Consider the following 20957-nt stretch of genomic DNA (forward strand, 5'->3'; position numbering starts at 1 on the left):
TGTTTGTTGAAAACCCGATAGAATTTTACTCAAGACATGAATACAAAAGCTCAAATAATTGAAATAAAGCAAAAGGCAGTTAAGAATATTTCATATAACTTTATAGGCAAAACAGTTGGTTCTATTGTTCAGGCATTTGGCAACATAGTTTTAACACGTTTACTCACTGCGAGCGATTTTGGAATATTTAGTTTTGCTAATATTATAAGCAATTTGCTTTTAAGCTTCAATGATTTTGGGGTAAATTCTGCGCTAATTCAAAAAAAGACATTGAATAATAAAGAGTTATCTACTGCACTATTTATCAAACTCGGTTTGGGCCTTTTAATATCAGGAACAGCATTTTTTTTGGCACCATTCTCTGTTTTTCTTATGAATAACGAAGCTATAATAAATGTAATCAAGATCAGTTCCATTAGTTTTATAATATCTGCGTTCTGGCTTCTGCCAAATGTGCTATTAGTAAGAAATGTCGAATTCAAGACGATTAATAAAATCAACACTATTTCAACGATAATTACTACTGTTATCACAGTAATATTGGCTTTTTGCGGTTTTGGTTATTGGAGTTTAGTTTTAGCAACTATTATTAATAACATTTTAAACATTATTTTATATAATTTCGCAAAGCCAATACCAATTATATTCACATTCGAAAAGAACTTTGCTTCTTATATTTATTCCTTTGGGGGCAGTGTTTTTTTTTCAAAGGTTTTAATACAGGTTTTAGTTAGTTCTGATAATTTTGTCGTTGGATATGTCCTTGGATCAGCAAGTCTAGGTTTCTACTCATTAGCATTTAATTGGTCGTCAATACTATGTGGACTTGCTTATTCTACAATACAAACCGTAGTGTTTCCTCTTTTCTCGAGAATTAATAATGATATTGTTCTTATAAGGCAGGGATATTTGAAAGTCCTAAAATATTGTGCATTTATTGGTGCAGTGGCTTATGTAACCTTATTTGTCATATCTAGAGATTTCATAGTTGTAATTCTTGGATCGGGTACTGAGAAATGGATTGAATCACTTTCGGTTTTAAGAATATTTTGTCTATATGGTTTATTAAGAATGATTCAAGAAGGATTTGTTACCACTTGTATGGCAATGGGTAAACCCAATATAGTATTAAGGGCAAATATTGCAGCAGTAATATTACAAATCGCATTAATTTATCCAGCAATAAATCTTTATGGACTCAAAGGTGTCGCAATATCAGTCACTTTAGCTTGCTTGGTACAATATTGCGTCTACCTTAATACTATTTTAAAAGATTTAATTTTATCATTTAAAAATCTAATTATGACTCTGTTGCCTGTAATAGCGGTTTTGCCAATAATCTCCATAATATATTTTGATAAATTTTTGAATGTTAGCATTTTCACTTTTTTTTCAAAATTATTTATATCGCCTCTTTTGTGTATACTTGTTCACGGTATAGCTACAAAATGGGAATTAGAAAGAGAAATATATTTGATAATTTCAAATAGAAAAATATTCAGTGAAAATTCATAAAAATTTAATTGTTCCCTTGTTATTTCTATGAATAAATATGTCTGTCGTACCGTTACTTTTGATTCAGAAAGCTCATGGGGTGACGATGTCAAAATTATAAATGAGCGTGGGTTCGTAAATTCTCGCGTTGCTCGTTTTCCAATTTTCCTGCAAAATATAATCCGTCGTTGGTTTCAGTTTTGGTTTGCTTGTAAAATGTTGTTGCAGACACCAAAATTCAGTAGCATTGCAGTTGGTCGATATGGATTGTGGGTTCCTGTGTTGTCGAAAATACTAAGATTGAAACGAAATATTGTACTAACTGATGTTGAATGGCCAAAGGTAAAGCATGGATATTTAAATAGACTTGCCGCACAAGGGAGTAGATATTTATGTTGTTTTACTACTGAAGAGATTCGTCGATATTCACTTCAATATAAAATTAAAATTGATAAATTTAAGTTGGTACATGCTCCTTTTGATGAAAGGAATTTGTTTAAAACAAAAGATGGTGGATATATCTTTGCAGGCGGATACCAATCTCGTGATTGGGATACATTAATTGCTGCACTAAAAGACACACCTTATATTGTGAAAATATTCACGAAAGAAATCATAATACCCTGGAATTCAAATGTATCTATTGAGCATTCAAGTTCCGAAGAATATTATCGAGCGATGGCTAATGCTTCTTGTGTTGTGGTTCCAATAAAACCTGAACCCATGAGAATTACAGGAATGATGACTTGGACGACTGCCATGGCTATGGGGAAAACTGTAATTGTTACCGAGCCGCTAGGCGCTCCTGACTATATGGTACATGAACTCTCTGGTTTTGTTTTAAATTATGCAGATGTAGAATCTCTGAGATGTTGTGTTGAACAAGTAATGAGTGATAAAGAGCTACGTAATAGAATAGGATTGGAAGCAAAAAAGCGAGCTTGGATTCAAGCTAGTCCCCAAGTGTTTAGAAATAAGATTTTAGATCTTCTTGAATAAAGTCCGGAGAACAAACTAAGAGACATTTAGCATTACTTGGATGTTTATACTTATCCACCGCCTTTAAAAAATGAATGTACAAAACATTCATGTAATTTATCAACAGTTTGAGCACAAATAGTCTCCTCATAATTAATCTCTTATTATAATTCAAATGCAAATTACGCCTATCTATTCTCTGTGTATTGAAGTTGTCGAAAATGAATTTGCAAAAAAAATACTTTTGAATTGTATTTCTTCTCTTGAAAATTTAACAGAAAAGTATGGATCTGTTATATCGGTTATCCTGACAGGTAGTTTTTCCCGAGGTGAGGGCTCTGTCTTCATCGAGGATTCTGTCGGAGTCTTTGTCTTGGGTGATATGGAATTTATTGTTGTCACAAAGCAGGGAACAGATCTGGGTAATACGGCAATTATACTTGATACGATTGCGAGGGAGGTGGAGGCCTCATTGCGGGAACAAAATATCCATTGTGCTATCGAATTCTCACCTGTCGCCCGAAATTTCCTGAGAAGGGCGAGGCCGACCATCTTCAATTACGAGCTTTTTCTTAATGGTAAGGTCGTGTATGGAGATCCAGGTATCCTCTGTGAAATCCCTGTACTTACAACGTCTAAAATTCCTGAGATAGATGCTTTCTATCTTCTTTGTAATAGAATAGTTGAGCAATTGTTCTTTATAACAAAACTCTCTTCCGGTGACCTAACCGGCCTGAATGCATATTATCCATTTGTGAAATTGTATATGGACATGGCTGGGTCTTTTCTCGTCATTACCGGAGAGTATGAACCCTCTTATTTCCTGCGACATGAAAAATTTTCCAAAATGAGCGGTAAAGATTGCTTTATTGAAGGTAGCATGTTGACCATTTTTTTGGAGCGCCTGGGCGAAATGACCCGTTTTAAGCTGCAGCCAACGAAAGAGCTTAGCATGTCCGGAATGTCTCATGCCCAAATAAATGGCCTGTTCCGTAGCTCTGTGGAATATGTGCGTCAGTTATGGCGGTGGGAGATCCGTTTTCTTTCAAGGAATACTGAAATGAAATCAATAAGCGAAAGTTATTCAGTTATTTTGAATAACTTTTCACTAAAAGCCAGCATACGTGGATGGCTCAAATTCTTCCGAATTGCATGGAGAATAGGTGAACCAATATCGTTCTTGAAGATTTTCAAATTGCTTTTTTTCGGGCCTCCGCAGATGCTCATCTATTGTGCTGCCGCTCAGATATACTTCAGCCTGGACCAGGAGAAAGGTTGTGATTTAAAGAAGGTGATGGATTATCTTCCGACGAAAGCGTATGCAACCGATCAAAACGAAGCGATAGCTGCCGTGGTTGATGCATGGGACAAATTCATCAGGAGCGTATAATGGGAGGGCGGCCGATTGTTTTATTTTTTCTCATCGATGCGATGGGTTGGGAATGGCTCGCCGATAAACCTTTTTTAAATGATCACTTTAGACATCGTCAGCCTGTTAAGACCATTTTCGGTTTCAGTTCCTCTGCAATTCCCACAATTTTAACCGGTAAATATCCTGATGAGCATGGCAGATGGAACCTGCTCTTTCTGTCACCGCTCACTTCGCCTTTTCGCTGGACAAAATACCTGCACTTTCTTCCTGATACACTGCTTGAAAACAGAGTGACCCGAAAGCTGATAACTCTGATTACTAAAAGATTGGTCAAGGCCGATGGATACTTCTCAGGGTATGTGGCTACCAGAAAGCTCTGGCTGTTCGACATTTGTGAAAAGTACAATATTTACCGCAAGGGCGGCATCGATGGTTGTTCGACGATTATCGACTACCTTGAAGAAACCCACACCCCGCATAAGATTTACTCCTACCATGATTATACCGACGAACAGGCCTTTGACTGCCTGCAGCGTGACCTGCATGATGATAGAAGCCTCGTATACTTTGCCTATCTGCCTGAGCTTGATGCCTTTCTTCATAGGTATGCTGACCGGCCTGGTGAAGTTGCCGATAGAATCACCTGGTATGAAGAAAGAATCCGGAAAATCATTGATGACGCGAAGGCTATTTCCGAAGATGTACGCGTTTTTGTCTTTTCTGACCATGGCATGGCTCCCATTGTTAAGCAATTTGATCTCATAGGAATACTGCGAAACAATGAAATCGATCTGGAAAATGATTGCCTCGCAGTCTTTGATTCCACCATGGCACGATTCTGGAGTGACAATCCGCTCGCCCTGGAAAAGATCGCCGCGACCCTGAAGGACTGTCCCGAGGGAAAACTCCTCAGCAGGGAAGAACTCCAGGCGATGCGAACGTACTTCCCGGATGGCCGGTATGGACAGTTAATCTTTCTCATGCATCCGGGGACACTGATTTTCCCGAATTTATTTGGCTCGCACTGCCCTGCTGGTATGCATGGCTTCCATCCTGATGACAGGCATTCCAACGGTTCCTACCTTGCCTCGGTGGCCGATTACCAACCCGAATCGATTGTCGATCTATATCATGTCATGCGGAGTGAAGTTGATCGAGTAAGGTCGCGGTAGAATGGCTATGTTCTCAAAGCATATGCCGGAACGGATTCGTATCGCCTATATACTTCCTACTGAAGTGCGAGGCGGCGTTGAAGAGCATGTGTTGTCATTGGTGAAAGGCGTCGATGCGAGAAGGTTTCAGACATTCATCGTTGCCCCTCCAAAGCTACTTGCCGCCCTCGAAGATGATCTGCAATCGGTTGATACAACAAAGATTCCATTACGAATTCACAATATGCGCGATTGGCGCGGGGCAGTTGACTTTTATCGGTTCCTGAAAAGGTTTCAGATCCATATCGTTAACACCCATATGTTTATCGCCACGTTCTACTATGCGCCGCTCGGGAAATTGGCAGGGGTGCCGGTCCTGCTCGAAACCACGCATCTTCTCGAAAAATGGCGCTTAGGCAAGGGGTTTTTGCGCAGGCATTCTTTTATCATAGACAGGATCTTCTATAGATTGCTCAATAAGGTACTTGCCGTATCGAATGCCTGCAAACGTGACCTCGTCTCCATAAAGAGCATTACTCCGGAAAAGATTGTAGTCGTGCAGAACGGAAGGGATCTCGCCAATTTCAAGCCTGCAAAGATAAACCGAAGGGGCGAGATACGGCAAGCAATAGGCATTGGGGCGGAGGAATATGTATTCGGTGTTTTTGCCAGGCTCAACCATCAGAAAGGCCATGTGTATCTGATACAGGCTGTTAAGCTTCTCAAGGATCGGGGGGTAAGGACAATAATTGTATGCGTCGGTGATGGGGAGTTGCAAGAACCACTTTGCCGCCAGTGCCATGACTATGCTATTGCCGATCAGGTCTTTTTTGTCGGTTTTCAGAAGGACATGCCGGGGTATTTGTCCATGGTAGATGTTATGGTTCTGCCTTCATTGTACGAAGGGCTGCCGCTGTGCGTTATCGAATCCTTGGCAATGGAAAAGCCGGTCATTGCCACAGCGGTTGACGGGACTCCGGAATTGGTGATTCCTGGAAGTACTGGCCTGCTGGTAAGGGCCAAAAATCCTGAAGAGCTTGCGAATGCCATGCTCTTTGCTATCGAGAATAGGGATACAATGCGCCGGATGGGAGAAAATGGCCGTCGTCTGATGCTTGAGAGGTTTTCCATCGAACGTCAAATTCGGGAGACCGAAGAACTGTACATGGACCTCTGCCGGGAAAAGGGTTTGCGGGTATGAAGATCCTGATTCTTTCGACAAGGCTGCCGTACCCCCAGGATACCGGCGCCAAAATCAGGGCGTTTCAATTGATGCGGGCTTTGGCGGAAAAACATGAGGTTACGCTTGCCACCTTCTATGGTGCTGAGGGTGAAGAGCAGTACTTCAAGTGTATAACCGATCTGGGAGTTAAGCTCGTTCCTATCCTTTTACCTCGTATTGATAATTCCGTTGGCTTGCGGGATTTTATCCTTGGCGTCTTGTTTGGTTTGCCGGTGACGGTCGCTAAGTATCGAGACAGGAGAATGCGCAGGGCGATCGATTCCTTGGTGCCGGAACATGATGTCATTTACTGCGAGCATATGCATATGGCCCAGTGTGTTTCATCCGGACAGCGAAAACCCAAGGTACTTGACGCGCACAATGTCGAGGCTCAGATTGCTGAACGGCTGATGAATGTCGAAAGTCATCGGCTAAAGAAGCTCCTGCTGTTCTGGAATTTTCGCCAAATGCTTCGGTATGAGGGGAGAATTACGCGAAAGTTTGATTTAATCCTGGCCGTCTCAGAGCAGGATAGGGCTTTTTATACCGACAAGTATAGGGCAAAGAACGCCGTGGTTTTGGAAAATGGCGTTGATCTTGAGTATTTCCATATGGCTCCGGCAGAGCACTTGGAAAAGTTACGGCTGGTATTTGTCGGCATGATGGGCTGGAAACCGAATAGTGATGGGATTTTGTATTTTGTCACTGAAATCTTTCCGCAAATACAAAATGAGTTTCCGTCAATCTGCCTTGATATTGTTGGTAAGAATCCTCCCGCTGATGTGATAAGATTAAAGGAAAGACCCGGGGTACGTGTCACTGGCACGGTAGATGACGTGCGGCCATATGTTTGGGACGCTCAGGTTTATGTTGTTCCCCTGCGATTTGGCGGTGGAACTCGACTGAAAATTCTTGAGGCGTTCGCTATGAGAAAAGCCGTGGTTTCGACGACATTGGGATGTGAGGGGATTATCTGCAGGCATGGCAAGGAATTGCTGGTTGCCGATGAAGCAAGCGATTTTGCCGAAAAAGTCATTTGCCTGTTGCGCAACGAATCGTTGCGTCGGGAATTGGGTGAGAATGCCGTTCAACTTGCTGGAAGCTTGTATGGATGGCGCCGTATTGGAGAGAAAATGCTTGGGTATTTCAGTAAATTATTGTCCTGAACGGGGATTTTTTGTTATTGAATTAGAAAGAATCAAGAAGGTGTATATTGCTTGTAGGGTGAAAAAATGATTAGGGGACACGTTTGGAAGCCAAGCTGTTGACAATTGTTTGCATCATTTTGATTTTTTTAGGGATATTTTCTCTTTCCGGGAATTTCTTCTTGGCACCGCTTCTCCGGGTGTTATCGTACCTTTCCAGAACTAAGAAAACCGGGGAAGTATTACCGAATCTGAGCATCTCGGTCATCGTTTCGGCATATAATGAGGAAAAGAATATTGCCGAAAAAATCGAGAATCTACGCCAGGCCCTGCAACATATCAAGGTTGATTACGAAGTAATCATCGGCGCAGACGGCAGTACTGACAGAACGGTGGAAATTGCCGAGGTAGCGTTGCGGGCAATCGGCGATCCGCGTTGGCGCATGGTCACCTTTGCCAACGAAGGCAAGTGTCAGACACTTAATAAGCTCGTTGCCCTTGCTCGCGGTGAGGTCATCATTTCCACCGATGCTGATATCCTGCTTCCTGAGAATGCCATTAATCTTGTTGTCGAGGCCTTTCGGTTCGATAGTCAGCTCGGTTGTTTGTCATGTGTCCCAAACTTCTATGGACAGGAGATAGGCAACCAGAAGTATTACTGGAACCTTGAGGATCAGATCCGGCGAGCTGAGTCCAGTCTTGGCAAGCTGATTGTCGTTACCGGTATGTTGTACGCCTTTAGAAAAGAACTATATACAAAGATTCCAGAGGGAGTCATGGCTGATGACCTGTGGATTCCGCTGAATATCCTCTTGCAGGGATCGAAGTCTATGCAGGTGGATACTCTTTTGGTTTCTTCTGAGAAGACTGACGAAGAGACCGAAATATTGCGTCGGAAGCGTGTTATTGTCGGTGGCATGGATGTCGTCAAGCGTCTGCTGCCGAGGCTTGTCAAATCGCCCTCCTTATTTGTTCTAGTGTTTGCGCACAAGGTTAATCGCTGGGCGCTGCCTCTCTGGATCGTTATGATTATGGCTGCCTTTGCCTGGATCTGGCCTTGGTTTGCCGCTGTTTATCTCGGCGTAGCAGCCCTGCTCATAGTTGGTCTCGGGAAGAAGAGGTTTTCCCGGCTGGTATTCGCAGTGTTTTCACCCATGCTGGCAGCTATGGAAATTATCAGAGGTGAGGATTTTTCCCGATGGGAACCCATCAGGAAGCATTGACTTAGTACAAGGGGTTCAATAGTGGCTGCTGGTGCGTGTGGCAACGGATGGCAGATATGTTGACGAAGGTTTATTGGTTATGAGAATTTTAGTTGTTGGCGGTAGCGGCTTTATCGGAACACATCTTGTAGGCGATCTGCTCAAGAGTGGCCATCAGGTGCGCATTTTTGATAAGGTTCCGAGTACAAAATACCCTGAGTTATGCCTTGTTGGCGATATTCGTGATCGCCAGGCGCTGCTGTCAGCAGTTCAGGGAGTCGAATTGGTATATCATCTAGCAGCCGAGCATCGTGATGATGTGCGACCAGTGTCACTCTATTACGATGTAAATGTCGGAGGGACGGAAAATCTTGCGGCAGCTTGCCAGGCTCACGGCGTTTGCCGATTGGTTTTTACCAGCAGTGTCGCCATCTATGGCCTGAACGCCGGGCAACCCAGTGAAACCTCACCGCCCAGGCCGTTCAATGACTATGGTCACAGCAAGCTCCAGGGCGAAAAGGCTTTGCAGACATGGCTTGAAGGGAATCCTGCATGTTCCCTGACGATCGTGCGCCCTACGGTCGTCTTTGGTGAAGGAAATCGTGGTAATGTCTACAATCTGGTAAAGCAGATCACCTCTGGCCGCTTCATTATGGTCGGCGATGGCAAGAATAAAAAATCAATGGCGTATATTGCCAATATTTCATCGTTCTTGCAGCAGGTCGGAGAGGAGGCGAGCAATGGCCTGCATGTATTCAACTACGCCGATAAACCTGATCTCTCGATGAACCAGCTTGTCGGATTGGTTCGTACCTATCTGGGCAAGGATGCTTCCCTGCCTGTGCGCATTCCGTATCTGGCTGGCTTGGCCGGTGGCGCATGTTTTGATTTGTTGGGGCGGATTACCGGCAGGAAATTTCCGATAAGTTCTATTCGAGTGAAAAAATTTTGCGCCGACACAGTCATTCCCATCGAGGCATTGCTGAGCTATGATTTTCATCCACCGGTGCCGCTGGCGGAGGGGTTTGAGAAATTTTTGCAGCATGAGTTTGGGAATAGCCGAAGTGGGGTGGAGGGAGAATGATGCCGCCTTTATCCGGGTACGTATTGTTCCTAGATGTGTGCTGGCCTTCTCATCAGGGCCGTATTTACCGATGAGGAACTTGAGATCCTGCAATGCCGACTCTTTTTAATAGATATTACTCCAATAGAAACCTGAGCTTTTTCTTAGGTGAAGGTTGTCTCATCTTCCTGTCGATCATGTTGGTCAACTGGGTTTTCAAAGGCAACGTCATCTTTTGGATCGACCTGTTTGACTGTTTCAGGCAGGCCATGGCGGTCACCATTATCTTTCAGCTCTGTCTGTATTTTTTTGATCTCTATGACTTGAACTCAGGCATATCAATGCCGGAGACGGTGACAAGAATCACCCAAGCTTTCGGTGTTGGATGCATCGTTCTCGCTGTTCTGTATTATTTTCTGCCGGATTTATTGATATCCACCCGGGTATTTTGGACCGGCTATTTGATGATTTGCGTGACGGTCTTCCTCTGGCGGTCATTCTATTACTACATCTTGCGCAAAAGACTTTTTGTCCAAACTACTATTGTCATCGGGACCGGCAAACTGGCCTGTGCTATTGCCAGAGAGGTCGAGGGCAGGAGGGATTCCGGCTATAAAATCCTCGGCTTTGTCGGCAAGGAGGAGCCGCAGTATAATCCTAATAAGGTTCCTGTCTTTCCAGAGCTTGAAGACATGAGTGATGCTTTATCTTTAAAAAGTCTGGATCGAATCGTTGTGGCACCGGAGGATAGACGAGGTTCGACGCCCGTGCAGACACTTTTGCAATGTAAATTACGAGGGATAATTGTTGAACAGGGGGTAAGCTTTTACGAACGTATTGCCGGCAAGATCCTGGTTGAGCGTGTTGATCCAAGCTGGATTATCTTCTCCGGCGGGTTTGGCCTTTCGCGGTTGAAGCGTTCGCTGAAACGGGTGGCGGATATCTGCCTCTCCTGCCTGCTGTTGCCGCTGAGTATTCCTATCCTGTTGCTTTCGGCAATGATCATCAAGCTTGAATCACCGGGACCTGCCTTTTACACGCAGGAGCGTGTTGGCCAGTACGGTACCTCGTTTCAGTTGATAAAACTTCGCTCCATGCGCCAGGATGCCGAAAAGGATGGGGCGGTATGGGCTTCGAAAAATGATGCCCGGGTCACCCGCTTTGGTTCGATTCTCCGCAAGTTGCGGATTGATGAATTGCCGCAGATCTGGAATGTCATCAAGGGCGAGATGAGTTTTGTCGGACCTCGGCCGGAACGGCCGGTCTTCGTCGAGCAACTGGTGAAAGAGATCCCCTATTACGGCATCCGCCATGTCATCAAGCCTGGCCTCACCGGCTGGGCACAGATCTGCTATCCCTATGGCGCTTCGAAGGAAGACGCCCTCAGAAAACTTGAGTACGACCTGTACTACCTCAAGAATTTCTCCATCGCCCTCGATTTCGTCATTGTTTTCAATACCGTTAAGACCGTCCTCTGCGGAAAGGGCGCTCGGTAAAAACGGCCGGCATGGCCGGGAGTTGAATGCAAATGTCAATTGTTGCAGTAGCGCTATAGCCAGGCCTGTCGACCAGTTTCTGATCCGGCTGAGCAGGTTTTCATTTGACATATGTAATGGTCGTTGGTACTCGTAAAGTAACAATAAGTGTAACCTTTCGAGTACCAATACAGCCCTATGCAACCTATTAAACAACTTGCCAATACGCTGGCCTTGCTGGCGGATGACCAACACTGCCTTTTTACTCTCGCCGACTTGCGGTGCGTTATCCCGGGGCAGAGTTCCGGGGCGTTCAAAGCATTATTGAGCCGCTGTGTGCAGGTAGGCTTGCTCCAGCGAGTCTGTTACGGCCTCTATTTGTATCCACAGGTCGGCCAGAGCGGCGGGTTGCTTCTGTTTCATGCGGCTGCTCGGCTACGCGCCCACTGTTTTAATTATCTCAGTCTGGAAACTGTGCTCAGTGATGCCGGGGTTATTTCTCAGGTGCCGATTAGCTGGATCACCCTCATGTCTTCCGGTCGCAGTCAGACCATCAATTGTGGTACCTTTGGCCAAATCGAGTATATCCACACCAAGAAAAAACCGGCGGATTTAGTCGACCACCTGATCTATGACTCCCGTTGTCGCTTATGGCGGGCATCGGTCAATCTTGCAATGAAAGACATGCGGGCAACTGGAAGGAATACCGATCTTGTAGATTGGGAGGCTGTGAATGAATCTGTTTGATCAGCTTGTCAATGAGGCGCTGAGAAACCAGAGTGACCTTGTTGCTCTCCGCACGGTCGTTGAAAAGGAACTTCTGCATCACGATATTTTGCGGGAGATGTCATCCTGTGGATTGCTAGACAATTTGACTTTTATTGGTGACACGTGTCTGCGCGCTTGTTATGGATCTAACCGTTTAAGCGAAGACCTTGACTTTACCGGCGGAAAAAACTTCAAGCGTGAAATGTTGTGCGATCTTGGTAGGGTGTTGGTGCAGCGCTTGGAGGCAAAGTATGGTCTTGATGTAACGGTAGAGGAGCCGGAAAAAGAAACTGGAAATGTTGATACCTGGAAGATGAGAATTGTTACCCAGCCTGCCAGAAAAATGCTGCCGGTTCAGGGGATCAATATCGATATCTGCGCACTTCCCAGTTATGATCGCCGGCCTCTGATGTTGCGAAATATATATCAGGTGGAAATGGGCACATCGGGCCTTATTTTGCAGGCGGAAAGTCGCGAAGAAATATTGGCGGATAAAATGATAGCCTTTGCTCTGAGGCCCAACCGTCTAAAAAATCGTGATCTTTGGGATATCGCTTGGCTCAAGCAGCAGGGGGTCGTTTTGCCCAATGATTTAATTGAGAAAAAGATTCTGGATCGACAGACGAGTGTAGCTGATTTTCTGCACGTTTTAGACGAACGGGCAGCACTTCTGGAAAAAGACTCAGCGATCGGCGAAGACTTTAGAGGTGAGATGCGACGATTTCTACCTGCGCAAATCGTTAAACAGACTATTGAGAATGGGTCTTTTTGGCCATTTTTGAGCGACCTTGTTCGAGGTGAGTGTGAAAATGTGGCTCGAATCCTGCGGGGCGAGTCTGAGGGATACAGCTTTTGACAATGGTGTAGTTAAAGCTGAGCTGAGCAGTTTGTCTGTTTAAACGAAACGTATGCCCTTGCGGTATAAAAACAGGAAATTCAATTGACAATAAAAGTCCTCTCCATCTTCGGCACGCGACCGGAGGCCATAAAGATGGCCCCGGTTGTCAAGGAGCTTGAAAAGTTTCCGGGTGCCATACAAAGCCGTGTCTGTGTTACCGCACAACACCGACAGATGCTTGATCAGGTGCTGGAACTCTTTGCCATTGTTCCCGATTATGATCTCGATATCATGCAGCCCGGGCAGGATCTGTTTGACGTTACCGCAAGTGTCCTGAAGGGACTGAAGCCGGTGCTGGAGCAAGAGCGGCCGGATATCGTCCTTGTTCATGGCGACACCACCACTACCATGGCGGCAAGCCTTGCCGCCTATTATTGCCGCATCAAGGTTGGTCATGTTGAGGCTGGATTGCGGACCTTTGATAAATTCGCACCTTTTCCGGAGGAGATGAACCGGAAGATCGCCGGCGGCCTGGCAGATTTCCATTTTGCCCCGACCGGTGCCGCCAGGGACAATCTGCTGGCTGAAGGTGTGCCGGAATCATCGGTATTTGTGACGGGCAACACGGTCATCGACGCCCTTCTTGGAGTGGTCGAAAAGCTACGGGGTCCGGGTGACTTGCGTACCGTTATTGAAGGGCAGTTTGCCTTTCTTGACCCGAATAAAAAGCTTGTTCTGGTCACCGGCCATAGGCGGGAGAATTTTGGTGAAGGGTTTGAAAACATCTGCCTGGCCCTGGCCGATATTGCCGGCAAGCACCCAGACGTCGAAATTTTGTATCCGGTGCACCTTAATCCCCGGGTACAGGAGCCGGTGCGGAGAAATCTCGGGGCCGGTCGCATACCCAACATTCACCTGATTGAACCGATCGATTACCTGCCCTTTGTGTATCTGATGAGCCGGTCGCATCTGATCATTACCGACTCAGGCGGGGTGCAGGAAGAGGCGCCGTCCCTTGGCAAGCCGGTGCTGGTGATGCGCCAAACCACCGAGCGGCCGGAGGCGGTAACGGCCGGCACCGTCAAGCTCGTCGGCACCGATAAAGAAAAAATAGTCAAGGAAGCCAGCCTGTTACTGACCGACAGACAGGCCTATGAGAACATGAGCCAGGCGCACAATCCATACGGCGATGGCAAGGCCGCGCGGCGTATCGTCGAGATTCTGTTGGGGGTGGGGGAGTAGGGAATAATTCCAATTCTAAATCAAGCAATTACTTCAGCTGTGGCGCTGTGCGGCTTCTCGCCGTACCAAACTGTACTGTCTCGTCGCTGCTCGCTTGCAGCTTCGTTCTCATCTTGATTTAGAAATGGAATAAACCTCCCGAAAGACAAAAGGGGCGGCCGCTTTTCAGCGAGCGCCCCTTTTTTCCCGGTTAGCAGCGGCCGGTCCTAAGAGTTAAAACGCCGCTCCCATTCGTATTCCTTGCCGGTGACCTTGTCTTCCATGCGGCGGATTCGCCGGTCCAGTTCGTGAAATTTCTTCTTCAGCCGCTGGGCGGCGCTGCGCGGTGAGTGGACGTAGCTGTCGTAAAATGCCTGCTCATCGTCGCTGGTGATGGGTCGCACCGGTTCCGGCCGCATAAAGAAGGCCGCCACCAGGTAGACGCCGATGACCGGCCAGAAGCCGCTGAAGATAAAGACCACAACCAGCGCCATGCGTACCCAGAACACCGAGAAATCAAAGTAGTTGGCTACCCCTTTGCATACCCCGAGAAAGACCCCGTCTCTGGCGCGATATATTCCGCCCTGTTTAAAGTAATAGTCTGTCATTTAGTGTATCCATCCTTTTTCTGACCTTCCGTCAGAATGGTTTCAAGGGATTCGATCCGTTCTTCCATGCGTTCCAGGCTCTGGTAGATTTCCTGGATGATCCGGGTTTCCTCGCTGTCACCGGCTCCCTGGCAGCCTTTTCGCGCCTTGAGGATGATCAACACAGTCCCGCAGATCAGGGCAGCCAGGGCGACGATTGAGCCGAAGACTATGGAGACGGTAATAATACTCAGCATGATGGTTTCTCCGTTGGGTGGTGCTGTGTTGTATGGTATTGAGCTTAGGCGGTTTCTTGTTTATTACTGTATTGAGCGGCCTTCATCTTGGCAAGCTCATTTTCAATCTCGGTGTCACCGGCGAGATTGTCGAACTCCTCGTCGATGGTCGGTTTCCTGCCGGCATTGACCAGTTCCGCCTCGGCCTCCATCTGTTCGATCCGGCTCTCCAGCTTGTCGAAACGGGCGATGGTGTCACTGCTGGTACTTCGGCGGATCTCTTCCTGGGCGCGTTTCTTGCCGGTGGCACTTTTATGCCGCTGCACCAGCACCCGCTTCTTCTCCTTGGCACTGTTCAGCTTATTTTCCAGCTCGACGATGTCTTCCTGGTATTTCTCAATCAGGCCGCGGTACTCGCTCAGTTCGCTTTCGAGGGATTCGCCGATATGGGCAAACCGCCGTTTTTCGACAAGGGCCTCGCGGGCCAGATTATCGCGACCTTTGGCGACCGCCAGGGCAGCACGATCTTTCCACAGCTCGGTCTTGGCATTGATCTCTTCCAGCTTTCTTTCAACCTTTTTTTGGCCGGCAATGACCCCTGCGCAAGAGGTTTTCAGCTCGATGAGGGTATCCTCCATCTCGTGGATCATCAGCTTGATCATTTTTTCCGGATCTTCCGCGGTGTCGAGCATTGAATTGATGTTGGCGCTGACTATGTCTCTAAAGCGGGTAAAAATTCCCATGATGTCCTCCATGTGGGTAGATTGTTGGTCTTTGCCATTACTAAAGCAGGAACCATGCCTGGATTGACGGAAAATTAAAATAATGGAAAATCATGCCCTTGGCGCGTTGACATCCTTGGTGTATATGGTAAATATGGCAAGAAAATAGTTAAAAATACTAATAGGCGGTCAAAATAGCCAACTATGTGAGAGGTGATGGATAACGACAAGGTTTTCAGTGCCACCCGAACCGAGGCCCTCGGGCAATCCGAGGTCTTTCTCGATTTTCAGGAGAAGCTCTCGCGCGTGGCTCCGGTCGACCGGCCAGTGCTGCTCATTGGTGAGCGGGGCACCGGCAAGGAGCTGGCGGCCAACCGTTTGCATTTCCTTTCCAAGCGCTGGCAGGGGCCGTTTGTCACCCTGAATTGCGCGACGCTTTCTCCCTCGCTGATCGAGGCCGAACTCTTCGGTCACGAAAGGGGCGCTTTCACCGGCGCCGACAAGCGCAAGACCGGGCGATTTGAGGCGGCCGACGGCGGTACCCTGTTTCTCGATGAGATTGGCTCGATCCCTATGGAGGCCCAGGAAAAGATCCTCCGCGTCGTTGAGTACGGCGCCTTCGAACGGGTGGGCAGCTCTTTGCCGGTTGAAGTCGATGTGCGCATCGTTGGGGCCACCAATGTCGACCTGGCGATGCTCGCTGAACGGGAAGATTTTAAAAGGGATCTCCTTGATCGCCTGTCCTTTGAGGTGCTGTTTCTGCCCCCCTTGCGCTATCGAGGTGAAGACATCATGCTCCTTGCCAACCACTTCGCAACCAGGATGGCCTATGAGCTCGGCAGGACCGGTATTCCCGTTTTCACGTCAACGGCTGCCGGCCAGCTCACCAATTACAGCTGGAAGGGCAATATCCGCGAATTAAAAAATGTCGTCGAGCGGGCGGTCTACCGTGCCGAGGGAGGAAGCATCGCCGATATCACCTTCGATCCTTTTGTCTCGCCATATGGGGCGCTGCCCGCTGGTTGTCCGCAGGAAGAAGACAAGGGACAAAATACACCTGCCTCCAGACCTTCATCGCCCGGAACCATGCAGCAGCTGGTGGAAGATCTGGAGATTTCCCTGTTGCGGCAGGCCCTTGCCGCCTGCCGCTATAATCAGCGACAGGCGGCAGGACAGCTGGGCTTGACCTATGATCAGCTGCGGGGCAAGATCCGCAAGTACCGGCTTGCCGTTTTCGCAGGTGATGGGGTACCTTGAAATGCCTTTGTCATCTGGGAAGTTTCGGCGGGGAAAATTTGTTTTCCGCCGTTTTTCATGCTAGATCTTAAGGAGTCACGCTACATATTTGTAACTTTTGTCCGAGTCCGGCTGTCCTGGAAAGGCACGGAGCCTGCTGGGAACCTGTTTGCTTCTGGAGGGTAGAATGATCAGACATATTCTTTCGAGCATCTTTCTTCTGTTGCTCGTCGCCGGGGTATGTTACAGCGGTGAAAAGACAGTAAGCCTGGCCACCTTAACCGATTTTGCCCCCCTTTGTTTTCCCAAGGAAAATGCCCCGAACATAGCGGTCGAAGATATTCCTCCGGGCACCGATTCCAAACAGCTTCAAGGCTATGGCTGGGATGTCGTCCGGGAGAGTTTTCATGCCATGGGCTATTCCATCCGCCTCTATGTCGTCCCCTGGGAACGCGGAATGCACTACCTGGCCGGGCACAAAGTCGACGGCATATTCCCAGCCAACCATACCCTTGAGCGGGAAAAGGCCTATGCCTTTTCCAAAAATTATGTCGATGAGATCAAGATGGTTATCTACACCCGAGCCGACAGCACGATAGTCTGGCGGGGTCTGGAGTCTCTTGACGGTCTGCAGGTCGGTTTTGTCCGGGGCTGGTCCTACGGTAAAAACTGGGAGGCCATGGAAAAGATTATAAAGGAGCCCACCGACACCATTGCCCAGGGTTTTGATCTGCTGGCGAAGGGCCGGTTGGCCGGGGTGGCGGGGTACCAACTGCCCTACGATTATGAGCTGATGCGGACCAAACGCACCGATCAATTTAAAATCATAGGTCATTTCGATACGGTAGCCGAGTATCTGATGGTCCGGAAAAATGACCGGAACGGCCTGCTGGTCCTCGATGCCTTTGATTCCGGCAAAAATAGCATTGAAGTCAACGGGATGTTGTCGATGATTGAAAGGAAGTGGCAGTAAGATGGTACAAGCAAAACAGAGAGAAGCACTGTTGAAATCGTCCCCGGATAAAAGCCTCAGCCGCCGTTTCGGATTGACCCTGGTCAGCGTGGTTGCGGTCATCCTGGTGGTGTTTTCGGTGGTGGTCGGTTGGTACAATTACGCGCGCAAAGAGGCGGAATTGCACCGGCAACTGGGTCAGGCGATGAAACTGGCGGAGACCTCGCTGCCAGAGGCGGTGTGGAAGCTTGATGACCGCTCGATCAACGATATCCTGCGGGCCATTCTTGCCAACGATGCCGTGGTTTTTGCCAGGGTTCTGGTGGATGACCAGGTCGTCGCCGAGCAGATGAAACGGGATCTGCCGGTCAAGGGTCCTGCTGATTTTCAGGATATGGCGGCCTACCTGGTGAGTGGCGCTCCTATCCACCGCGAAGGCCATTCGGTCGGGGTACTGCAGCTGGTGATGTCCAAGGCGGAGATCTACAAGGACCTTTTCGCCTCCACCCTGAGCGTCATCGGTCTGTTATTCCTGCTGATCATTGCCATTCTCAGTACGTCTTTGGCGATACTCCGGCATTCCGTCTTCCGGCCGCTGGCGATACTTGAGAAATCGGCGCAACAGATCGCCGACGGCCACCTTGAGACGCGAATCGATATCGATACCAATGACGAGATCGGCAAGCTGGCCACGAATCTCCGGATCATGACCAGGCGTCTACAGGAGAACTTTGAACAGTTGGAGCAGAAGGTCCGCGATCGTACCGCTGATCTGTCGCAAGCAAAGCTTGCCGCCGAAGAGACCAGCCGCCATCTGGCGGTGACCGGGGCCGAGCTGCAGGCCCTGCTGGATAATTCACCAGTGGGCATCTTGTTTCTCGATAGCAACGGCACGATTAAAAGGGCCAACCTGGAACTAGCCAAGATAACCGGCTACAGCTTCGCTGAGCTTGTCGGCAATACCGGCAGGATTCTCTACGCCACTACCGAGGCGTACAACACCATGATGGCGAAGGTCAGGCCGCAGCTGTTGCGAAACGGCTACTACGAAAAACAGGCTGCCCTGCAGCGCAAAGACGGTACCGAGATCATCTGCCAGCTGCACGGCCGGGTGGTGCCCAATGACAAGGGCATTGAAGGCGTTGTCTGGAGCGTCGAAGACATCACCCAGCGGGTGCGTATGGAAAACGAACTGCTAAAGACCAAGAAGCAGGAATCAATCAGTGTCCTTGCAGGTGGTATTGCCCATGATTTCAATAATATTCTCTTTGCCGTCCTCGGAAATCTCTCTCTTGCCGAGAGGCTGGCCGAACCGGGGGGGCCGATGCATGAACACATCCTGGCCGCCCAGAAGGCCTCGATTCGTGCCAAAGAACTAACGGCCAAGCTCCTCAATTTTGCGCGAGGTGCAGAGCCGGTGAAGGCAACTGTGTCGCTGCCGGAGATGATCCGGGACATTACCGGATTGGTCCTGGCGGGTAGGAAGAGCAAGGTGCAATGCCGATTGGAGATTCCCGAGGATCTCTGGGGTGTCTCCATGGATAAGGAGCAGATCGGCCAGGTCATCGTCTCTCTGGTGCAGAACGCCGATCAGGCCATGCCGGAGGGCGGGACGATAACCATCGGCCTTGCCAACCGGGAATTGGTGGCGGACCAGATTGCCGGCTTAACGCCCGGTAAATACGTACAGATCAGTCTGAGCGATGAAGGGCAGGGCATTGAGGCCCCCTATCTCGACAAGATCTTTGATCCCTATTTCTCCACGAGGGAGAAAGACAGTAACAAGGGCTCGGGCCTCGGACTTGCCATTGTCCATTCGATTATCACCAGGCATGAAGGGAAGATTACCGTCGACTCCGTTCCCGGCCGAGGCACGACCTTCACCCTCTATCTGCCGGTATTGGCGATAGACCAAAAGCCCCAGTTGGAAAAATCTGTCATTTTACCAACTGGCAAGGGCACTGTATTGGTAATTGACAGGGACGGGGAAGGGGGTGGAGAGGCAGGAGACATGCTGCAGCATATGGGTTATACCACCCGCTTGGTTCATGAGGGCAAGGCCGCTGTGGAGTTGTACCGGGCGGCAATGGCAGCTGGCAGGCCGTTTGTCGCGGTGCTCCTCGACCTGGCTATTCCCGGCGAGGGAGGTGGTCTGGCGACGATGGCCGATCTTCTCCAGGTTGATCCCAAGGTCAAGGTAATTGCCGCCAGTGACGCCGCGGAGGCTGCTGTAACTCAGGATTTTGCCCGGTACGGCTTTTTGCACGCCGTTACCAAGCCTTACCAATTGCTGGAGCTGAATCGGGCCTTGGCGGTAGCGAATGGCAGATAGGACAACAAGCACCCCCCGTCTATTGTCTGCTGGTCAATAGGGAGCAGGCCGCCTCGGTCATTTCTTCGATGAGGGGATCGATGCCGGTCCACAGTTTGAAGCCTGCCGCACCTTGATGGATAAGCATGCCGATGCCATGGACAATCCGGCAGCCCTTGGCCTGGGCGGCGGCCAGGAGCTTGGTGGTGTGCGGGTTGTAGACGATATCGGCGACCACCAGATGACTTTCAAGAAGTGTGAGGTCGATAGGTGAATCTTCCTGGCGCGGGTACATGCCGATACTGGTGCCGTTGACGAGGATATCGCAGGACTTTATAGCCTCTGCCTGACTTTCTGGCTCTGCGGCAATGGCCACTGCGCAGTTGCCGATCCTGGTGTTTATTTCCGCGGCAAGGGCCTCCGCCTTGGCCATGGTGCGATTGGCGATGACAATTTTCTCCGCGCCCTGGAAGGCCAGGGTCATGGCGATGGCGCGAACGGCACCGCCGCAGCCGAGGATCAGCACCCGTTTGCCATGGACGATTGTCCCGGCTGCCTCATGCAGGGAACGGATGAATCCCTCCCCATCGGTATTGTAACCGATGGTTCTGCCGTCTTTGATGCAGATGGTGTTGACGGCGCCGATGGTAGCGGCCAGAGGATCGAGGGCGTCCAGATAGTCGATGATGGCGATTTTATGGGGGATGGTGACATTGAAGCCGGCAACGTTCATCTTGGTGAGGCCGGCAAAGACCGTCCGGAGGTTTTCCGGCGTCACCTGCACTGGCATATAGCAGTAATCGAGGCCCAGCTTTTCAAATAGCCGGTTGTGCATGGCGGGAGAAACCGAATGCCCCAGGGGGTCGCCGAGGAGAACAACAAGTTTTGTGGTAATGGATGGGTGTTTCATTGTATTAATAGCTAGTTCCGGGTGCACCGGGCCGGGCGGCGCGGTGGTTTGTCTCTGCGTTTCTGGTGGAGCGG

19 protein-coding genes are annotated in these 20957 nt (G+C 48.8%); 15 read left to right on the plus strand and 4 right to left on the minus strand.

The features are described 5' to 3' along the window. Positions 1-36 precede the first annotated feature (36 nt). From OEL83_02595 to wecB, 12 genes are all read left to right on the plus strand, one after another. Positions 37-1515, plus strand: coding sequence for an oligosaccharide flippase family protein (locus tag OEL83_02595; protein MDK9705917.1), 1479 nt, complete (start codon positions 37-39; stop codon positions 1513-1515). Between the two features lie 27 nt (positions 1516-1542). After that, positions 1543-2493, plus strand: a complete 951-nt coding sequence (locus OEL83_02600) for a glycosyltransferase (GenBank protein MDK9705918.1) — start codon at positions 1543-1545, stop codon at positions 2491-2493. 154 nt (positions 2494-2647) lie between these two features. After that, positions 2648-3862, plus strand: coding sequence for a hypothetical protein (locus tag OEL83_02605; protein MDK9705919.1), 1215 nt, complete (start codon positions 2648-2650; stop codon positions 3860-3862). Beyond that, positions 3835-5016, plus strand: coding sequence for an alkaline phosphatase family protein (locus tag OEL83_02610; protein MDK9705920.1), 1182 nt, complete (start codon positions 3835-3837; stop codon positions 5014-5016). The genes OEL83_02605 and OEL83_02610 overlap by 28 nt, the downstream gene beginning before the upstream one ends. Before the next feature lies 1 nt (position 5017). Continuing rightward, entirely contained in the window at positions 5018-6196 is a 1179-nt protein-coding gene (locus OEL83_02615; protein MDK9705921.1) for a glycosyltransferase family 4 protein, read from the plus strand. After that, complete coding sequence (locus tag OEL83_02620) at positions 6193-7383, plus strand: glycosyltransferase family 4 protein (protein ID MDK9705922.1); 1191 nt, start codon at positions 6193-6195, stop codon at positions 7381-7383. The genes OEL83_02615 and OEL83_02620 overlap by 4 nt, the downstream gene beginning before the upstream one ends. A gap of 161 nt (positions 7384-7544) precedes the next feature. Next, entirely contained in the window at positions 7545-8585 is a 1041-nt protein-coding gene (locus tag OEL83_02625) for a glycosyltransferase (protein ID MDK9705923.1), read from the plus strand. Positions 8586-8664: 79 nt separating this feature from the next. Then, on the plus strand, positions 8665-9648 hold the full coding sequence (locus OEL83_02630; GenBank protein ID MDK9705924.1) for an NAD(P)-dependent oxidoreductase: 984 nt from the start codon (positions 8665-8667) through the stop codon (positions 9646-9648). Positions 9649-9740: 92 nt separating this feature from the next. Next, a complete protein-coding gene (locus OEL83_02635) occupies positions 9741-11123 on the plus strand; it encodes a TIGR03013 family PEP-CTERM/XrtA system glycosyltransferase (protein MDK9705925.1) in 1383 nt (460 codons plus the stop codon). A gap of 177 nt (positions 11124-11300) precedes the next feature. Next, entirely contained in the window at positions 11301-11849 is a 549-nt protein-coding gene (locus OEL83_02640; GenBank protein ID MDK9705926.1) for a hypothetical protein, read from the plus strand. Next, on the plus strand, positions 11836-12726 hold the full coding sequence (locus OEL83_02645; GenBank protein ID MDK9705927.1) for a nucleotidyl transferase AbiEii/AbiGii toxin family protein: 891 nt from the start codon (positions 11836-11838) through the stop codon (positions 12724-12726). Before OEL83_02640 ends, OEL83_02645 begins: the two co-directional genes overlap by 14 nt. Before the next feature lie 90 nt (positions 12727-12816). Further along, a complete protein-coding gene (gene wecB, locus OEL83_02650; GenBank protein MDK9705928.1) occupies positions 12817-13950 on the plus strand; it encodes a UDP-N-acetylglucosamine 2-epimerase (non-hydrolyzing) in 1134 nt (377 codons plus the stop codon). A gap of 206 nt (positions 13951-14156) precedes the next feature. Here the strand turns inward: wecB and pspC are convergent, their stop codons facing one another. The 3 genes from pspC to pspA are packed head-to-tail and all read right to left on the minus strand — an operon-like array spanning position 14157 to position 15495. Beyond that, positions 14157-14537: an envelope stress response membrane protein PspC gene (gene pspC, locus OEL83_02655; protein ID MDK9705929.1), complete on the minus strand. Its 381-nt coding sequence runs from the start codon at positions 14535-14537 to the stop codon at positions 14157-14159. Next, positions 14534-14773 (minus strand): phage-shock protein, encoded by a 240-nt coding sequence (locus OEL83_02660; GenBank protein MDK9705930.1) that lies wholly within the window; start codon positions 14771-14773, stop codon positions 14534-14536. Before OEL83_02660 ends, pspC begins: the two co-directional genes overlap by 4 nt. 44 nt (positions 14774-14817) lie before the next feature. Next, the gene (pspA, locus tag OEL83_02665) at positions 14818-15495 is read right to left on the minus strand and encodes a phage shock protein PspA (protein ID MDK9705931.1); all 678 of its coding nucleotides are present in this window, start codon (positions 15493-15495) and stop codon (positions 14818-14820) included. Positions 15496-15690: 195 nt separating this feature from the next. On the opposite strand from pspA, the gene pspF reads away from it, so the two are divergent. The 3 genes from pspF to OEL83_02680 all read left to right on the plus strand — a co-directional run bounded on the left by pspF (position 15691) and on the right by OEL83_02680 (position 19994). Next, positions 15691-16731: a phage shock protein operon transcriptional activator gene (pspF, locus tag OEL83_02670; protein ID MDK9705932.1), complete on the plus strand. Its 1041-nt coding sequence runs from the start codon at positions 15691-15693 to the stop codon at positions 16729-16731. A gap of 166 nt (positions 16732-16897) precedes the next feature. Beyond that, positions 16898-17683 carry a transporter substrate-binding domain-containing protein gene (locus OEL83_02675; GenBank protein MDK9705933.1) on the plus strand — a complete coding sequence of 262 codons (786 nt, stop codon included), beginning with the start codon at positions 16898-16900 and terminating at the stop codon, positions 17681-17683. Between the two features lies 1 nt (position 17684). Then, positions 17685-19994, plus strand: coding sequence for an ATP-binding protein (locus OEL83_02680; GenBank protein MDK9705934.1), 2310 nt, complete (start codon positions 17685-17687; stop codon positions 19992-19994). Positions 19995-20013: 19 nt separating this feature from the next. Here OEL83_02680 and OEL83_02685 read toward each other — a convergent pair whose 3' ends face one another. Further along, on the minus strand, positions 20014-20883 hold the full coding sequence (locus OEL83_02685) for a shikimate dehydrogenase (protein ID MDK9705935.1): 870 nt from the start codon (positions 20881-20883) through the stop codon (positions 20014-20016). Positions 20884-20957 lie beyond the last annotated feature (74 nt).

It is taken from the genome of Desulforhopalus sp. (assembly GCA_030247675.1).
Lineage (GTDB): Bacteria > Desulfobacterota > Desulfobulbia > Desulfobulbales > Desulfocapsaceae > Desulforhopalus_A.

What these genes read in the sequence shown, in the direction of transcription:
- OEL83_02595 (MDK9705917.1), top strand. Translation starts at nt 37, where the DNA reads ATGAATACAAAAGCTCAAATAATTGAAATAAAGCAAAAGGCAGTTAAG.
- OEL83_02600 (MDK9705918.1), top strand. Translation starts at nt 1,543, where the DNA reads ATGAATAAATATGTCTGTCGTACCGTTACTTTTGATTCAGAAAGCTCA.
- OEL83_02605 (MDK9705919.1), top strand. Translation starts at nt 2,648, where the DNA reads ATGCAAATTACGCCTATCTATTCTCTGTGTATTGAAGTTGTCGAAAAT.
- OEL83_02610 (MDK9705920.1), top strand. Translation starts at nt 3,835, where the DNA reads ATGGGACAAATTCATCAGGAGCGTATAATGGGAGGGCGGCCGATTGTT.
- OEL83_02615 (MDK9705921.1), top strand. Translation starts at nt 5,018, where the DNA reads ATGGCTATGTTCTCAAAGCATATGCCGGAACGGATTCGTATCGCCTAT.
- OEL83_02620 (MDK9705922.1), top strand. Translation starts at nt 6,193, where the DNA reads ATGAAGATCCTGATTCTTTCGACAAGGCTGCCGTACCCCCAGGATACC.
- OEL83_02630 (MDK9705924.1), top strand. Translation starts at nt 8,665, where the DNA reads ATGAGAATTTTAGTTGTTGGCGGTAGCGGCTTTATCGGAACACATCTT.
- OEL83_02635 (MDK9705925.1), top strand. Translation starts at nt 9,741, where the DNA reads ATGCCGACTCTTTTTAATAGATATTACTCCAATAGAAACCTGAGCTTT.
- OEL83_02640 (MDK9705926.1), top strand. Translation starts at nt 11,301, where the DNA reads ATGCAACCTATTAAACAACTTGCCAATACGCTGGCCTTGCTGGCGGAT.
- OEL83_02645 (MDK9705927.1), top strand. Translation starts at nt 11,836, where the DNA reads ATGAATCTGTTTGATCAGCTTGTCAATGAGGCGCTGAGAAACCAGAGT.
- pspC (MDK9705929.1), bottom strand. Translation starts at nt 14,537, where the DNA reads ATGACAGACTATTACTTTAAACAGGGCGGAATATATCGCGCCAGAGAC.
- OEL83_02660 (MDK9705930.1), bottom strand. Translation starts at nt 14,773, where the DNA reads ATGCTGAGTATTATTACCGTCTCCATAGTCTTCGGCTCAATCGTCGCC.
- pspA (MDK9705931.1), bottom strand. Translation starts at nt 15,495, where the DNA reads ATGGGAATTTTTACCCGCTTTAGAGACATAGTCAGCGCCAACATCAAT.
- pspF (MDK9705932.1), top strand. Translation starts at nt 15,691, where the DNA reads ATGGATAACGACAAGGTTTTCAGTGCCACCCGAACCGAGGCCCTCGGG.
- OEL83_02675 (MDK9705933.1), top strand. Translation starts at nt 16,898, where the DNA reads ATGATCAGACATATTCTTTCGAGCATCTTTCTTCTGTTGCTCGTCGCC.
- OEL83_02680 (MDK9705934.1), top strand. Translation starts at nt 17,685, where the DNA reads ATGGTACAAGCAAAACAGAGAGAAGCACTGTTGAAATCGTCCCCGGAT.
- OEL83_02685 (MDK9705935.1), bottom strand. Translation starts at nt 20,883, where the DNA reads ATGAAACACCCATCCATTACCACAAAACTTGTTGTTCTCCTCGGCGAC.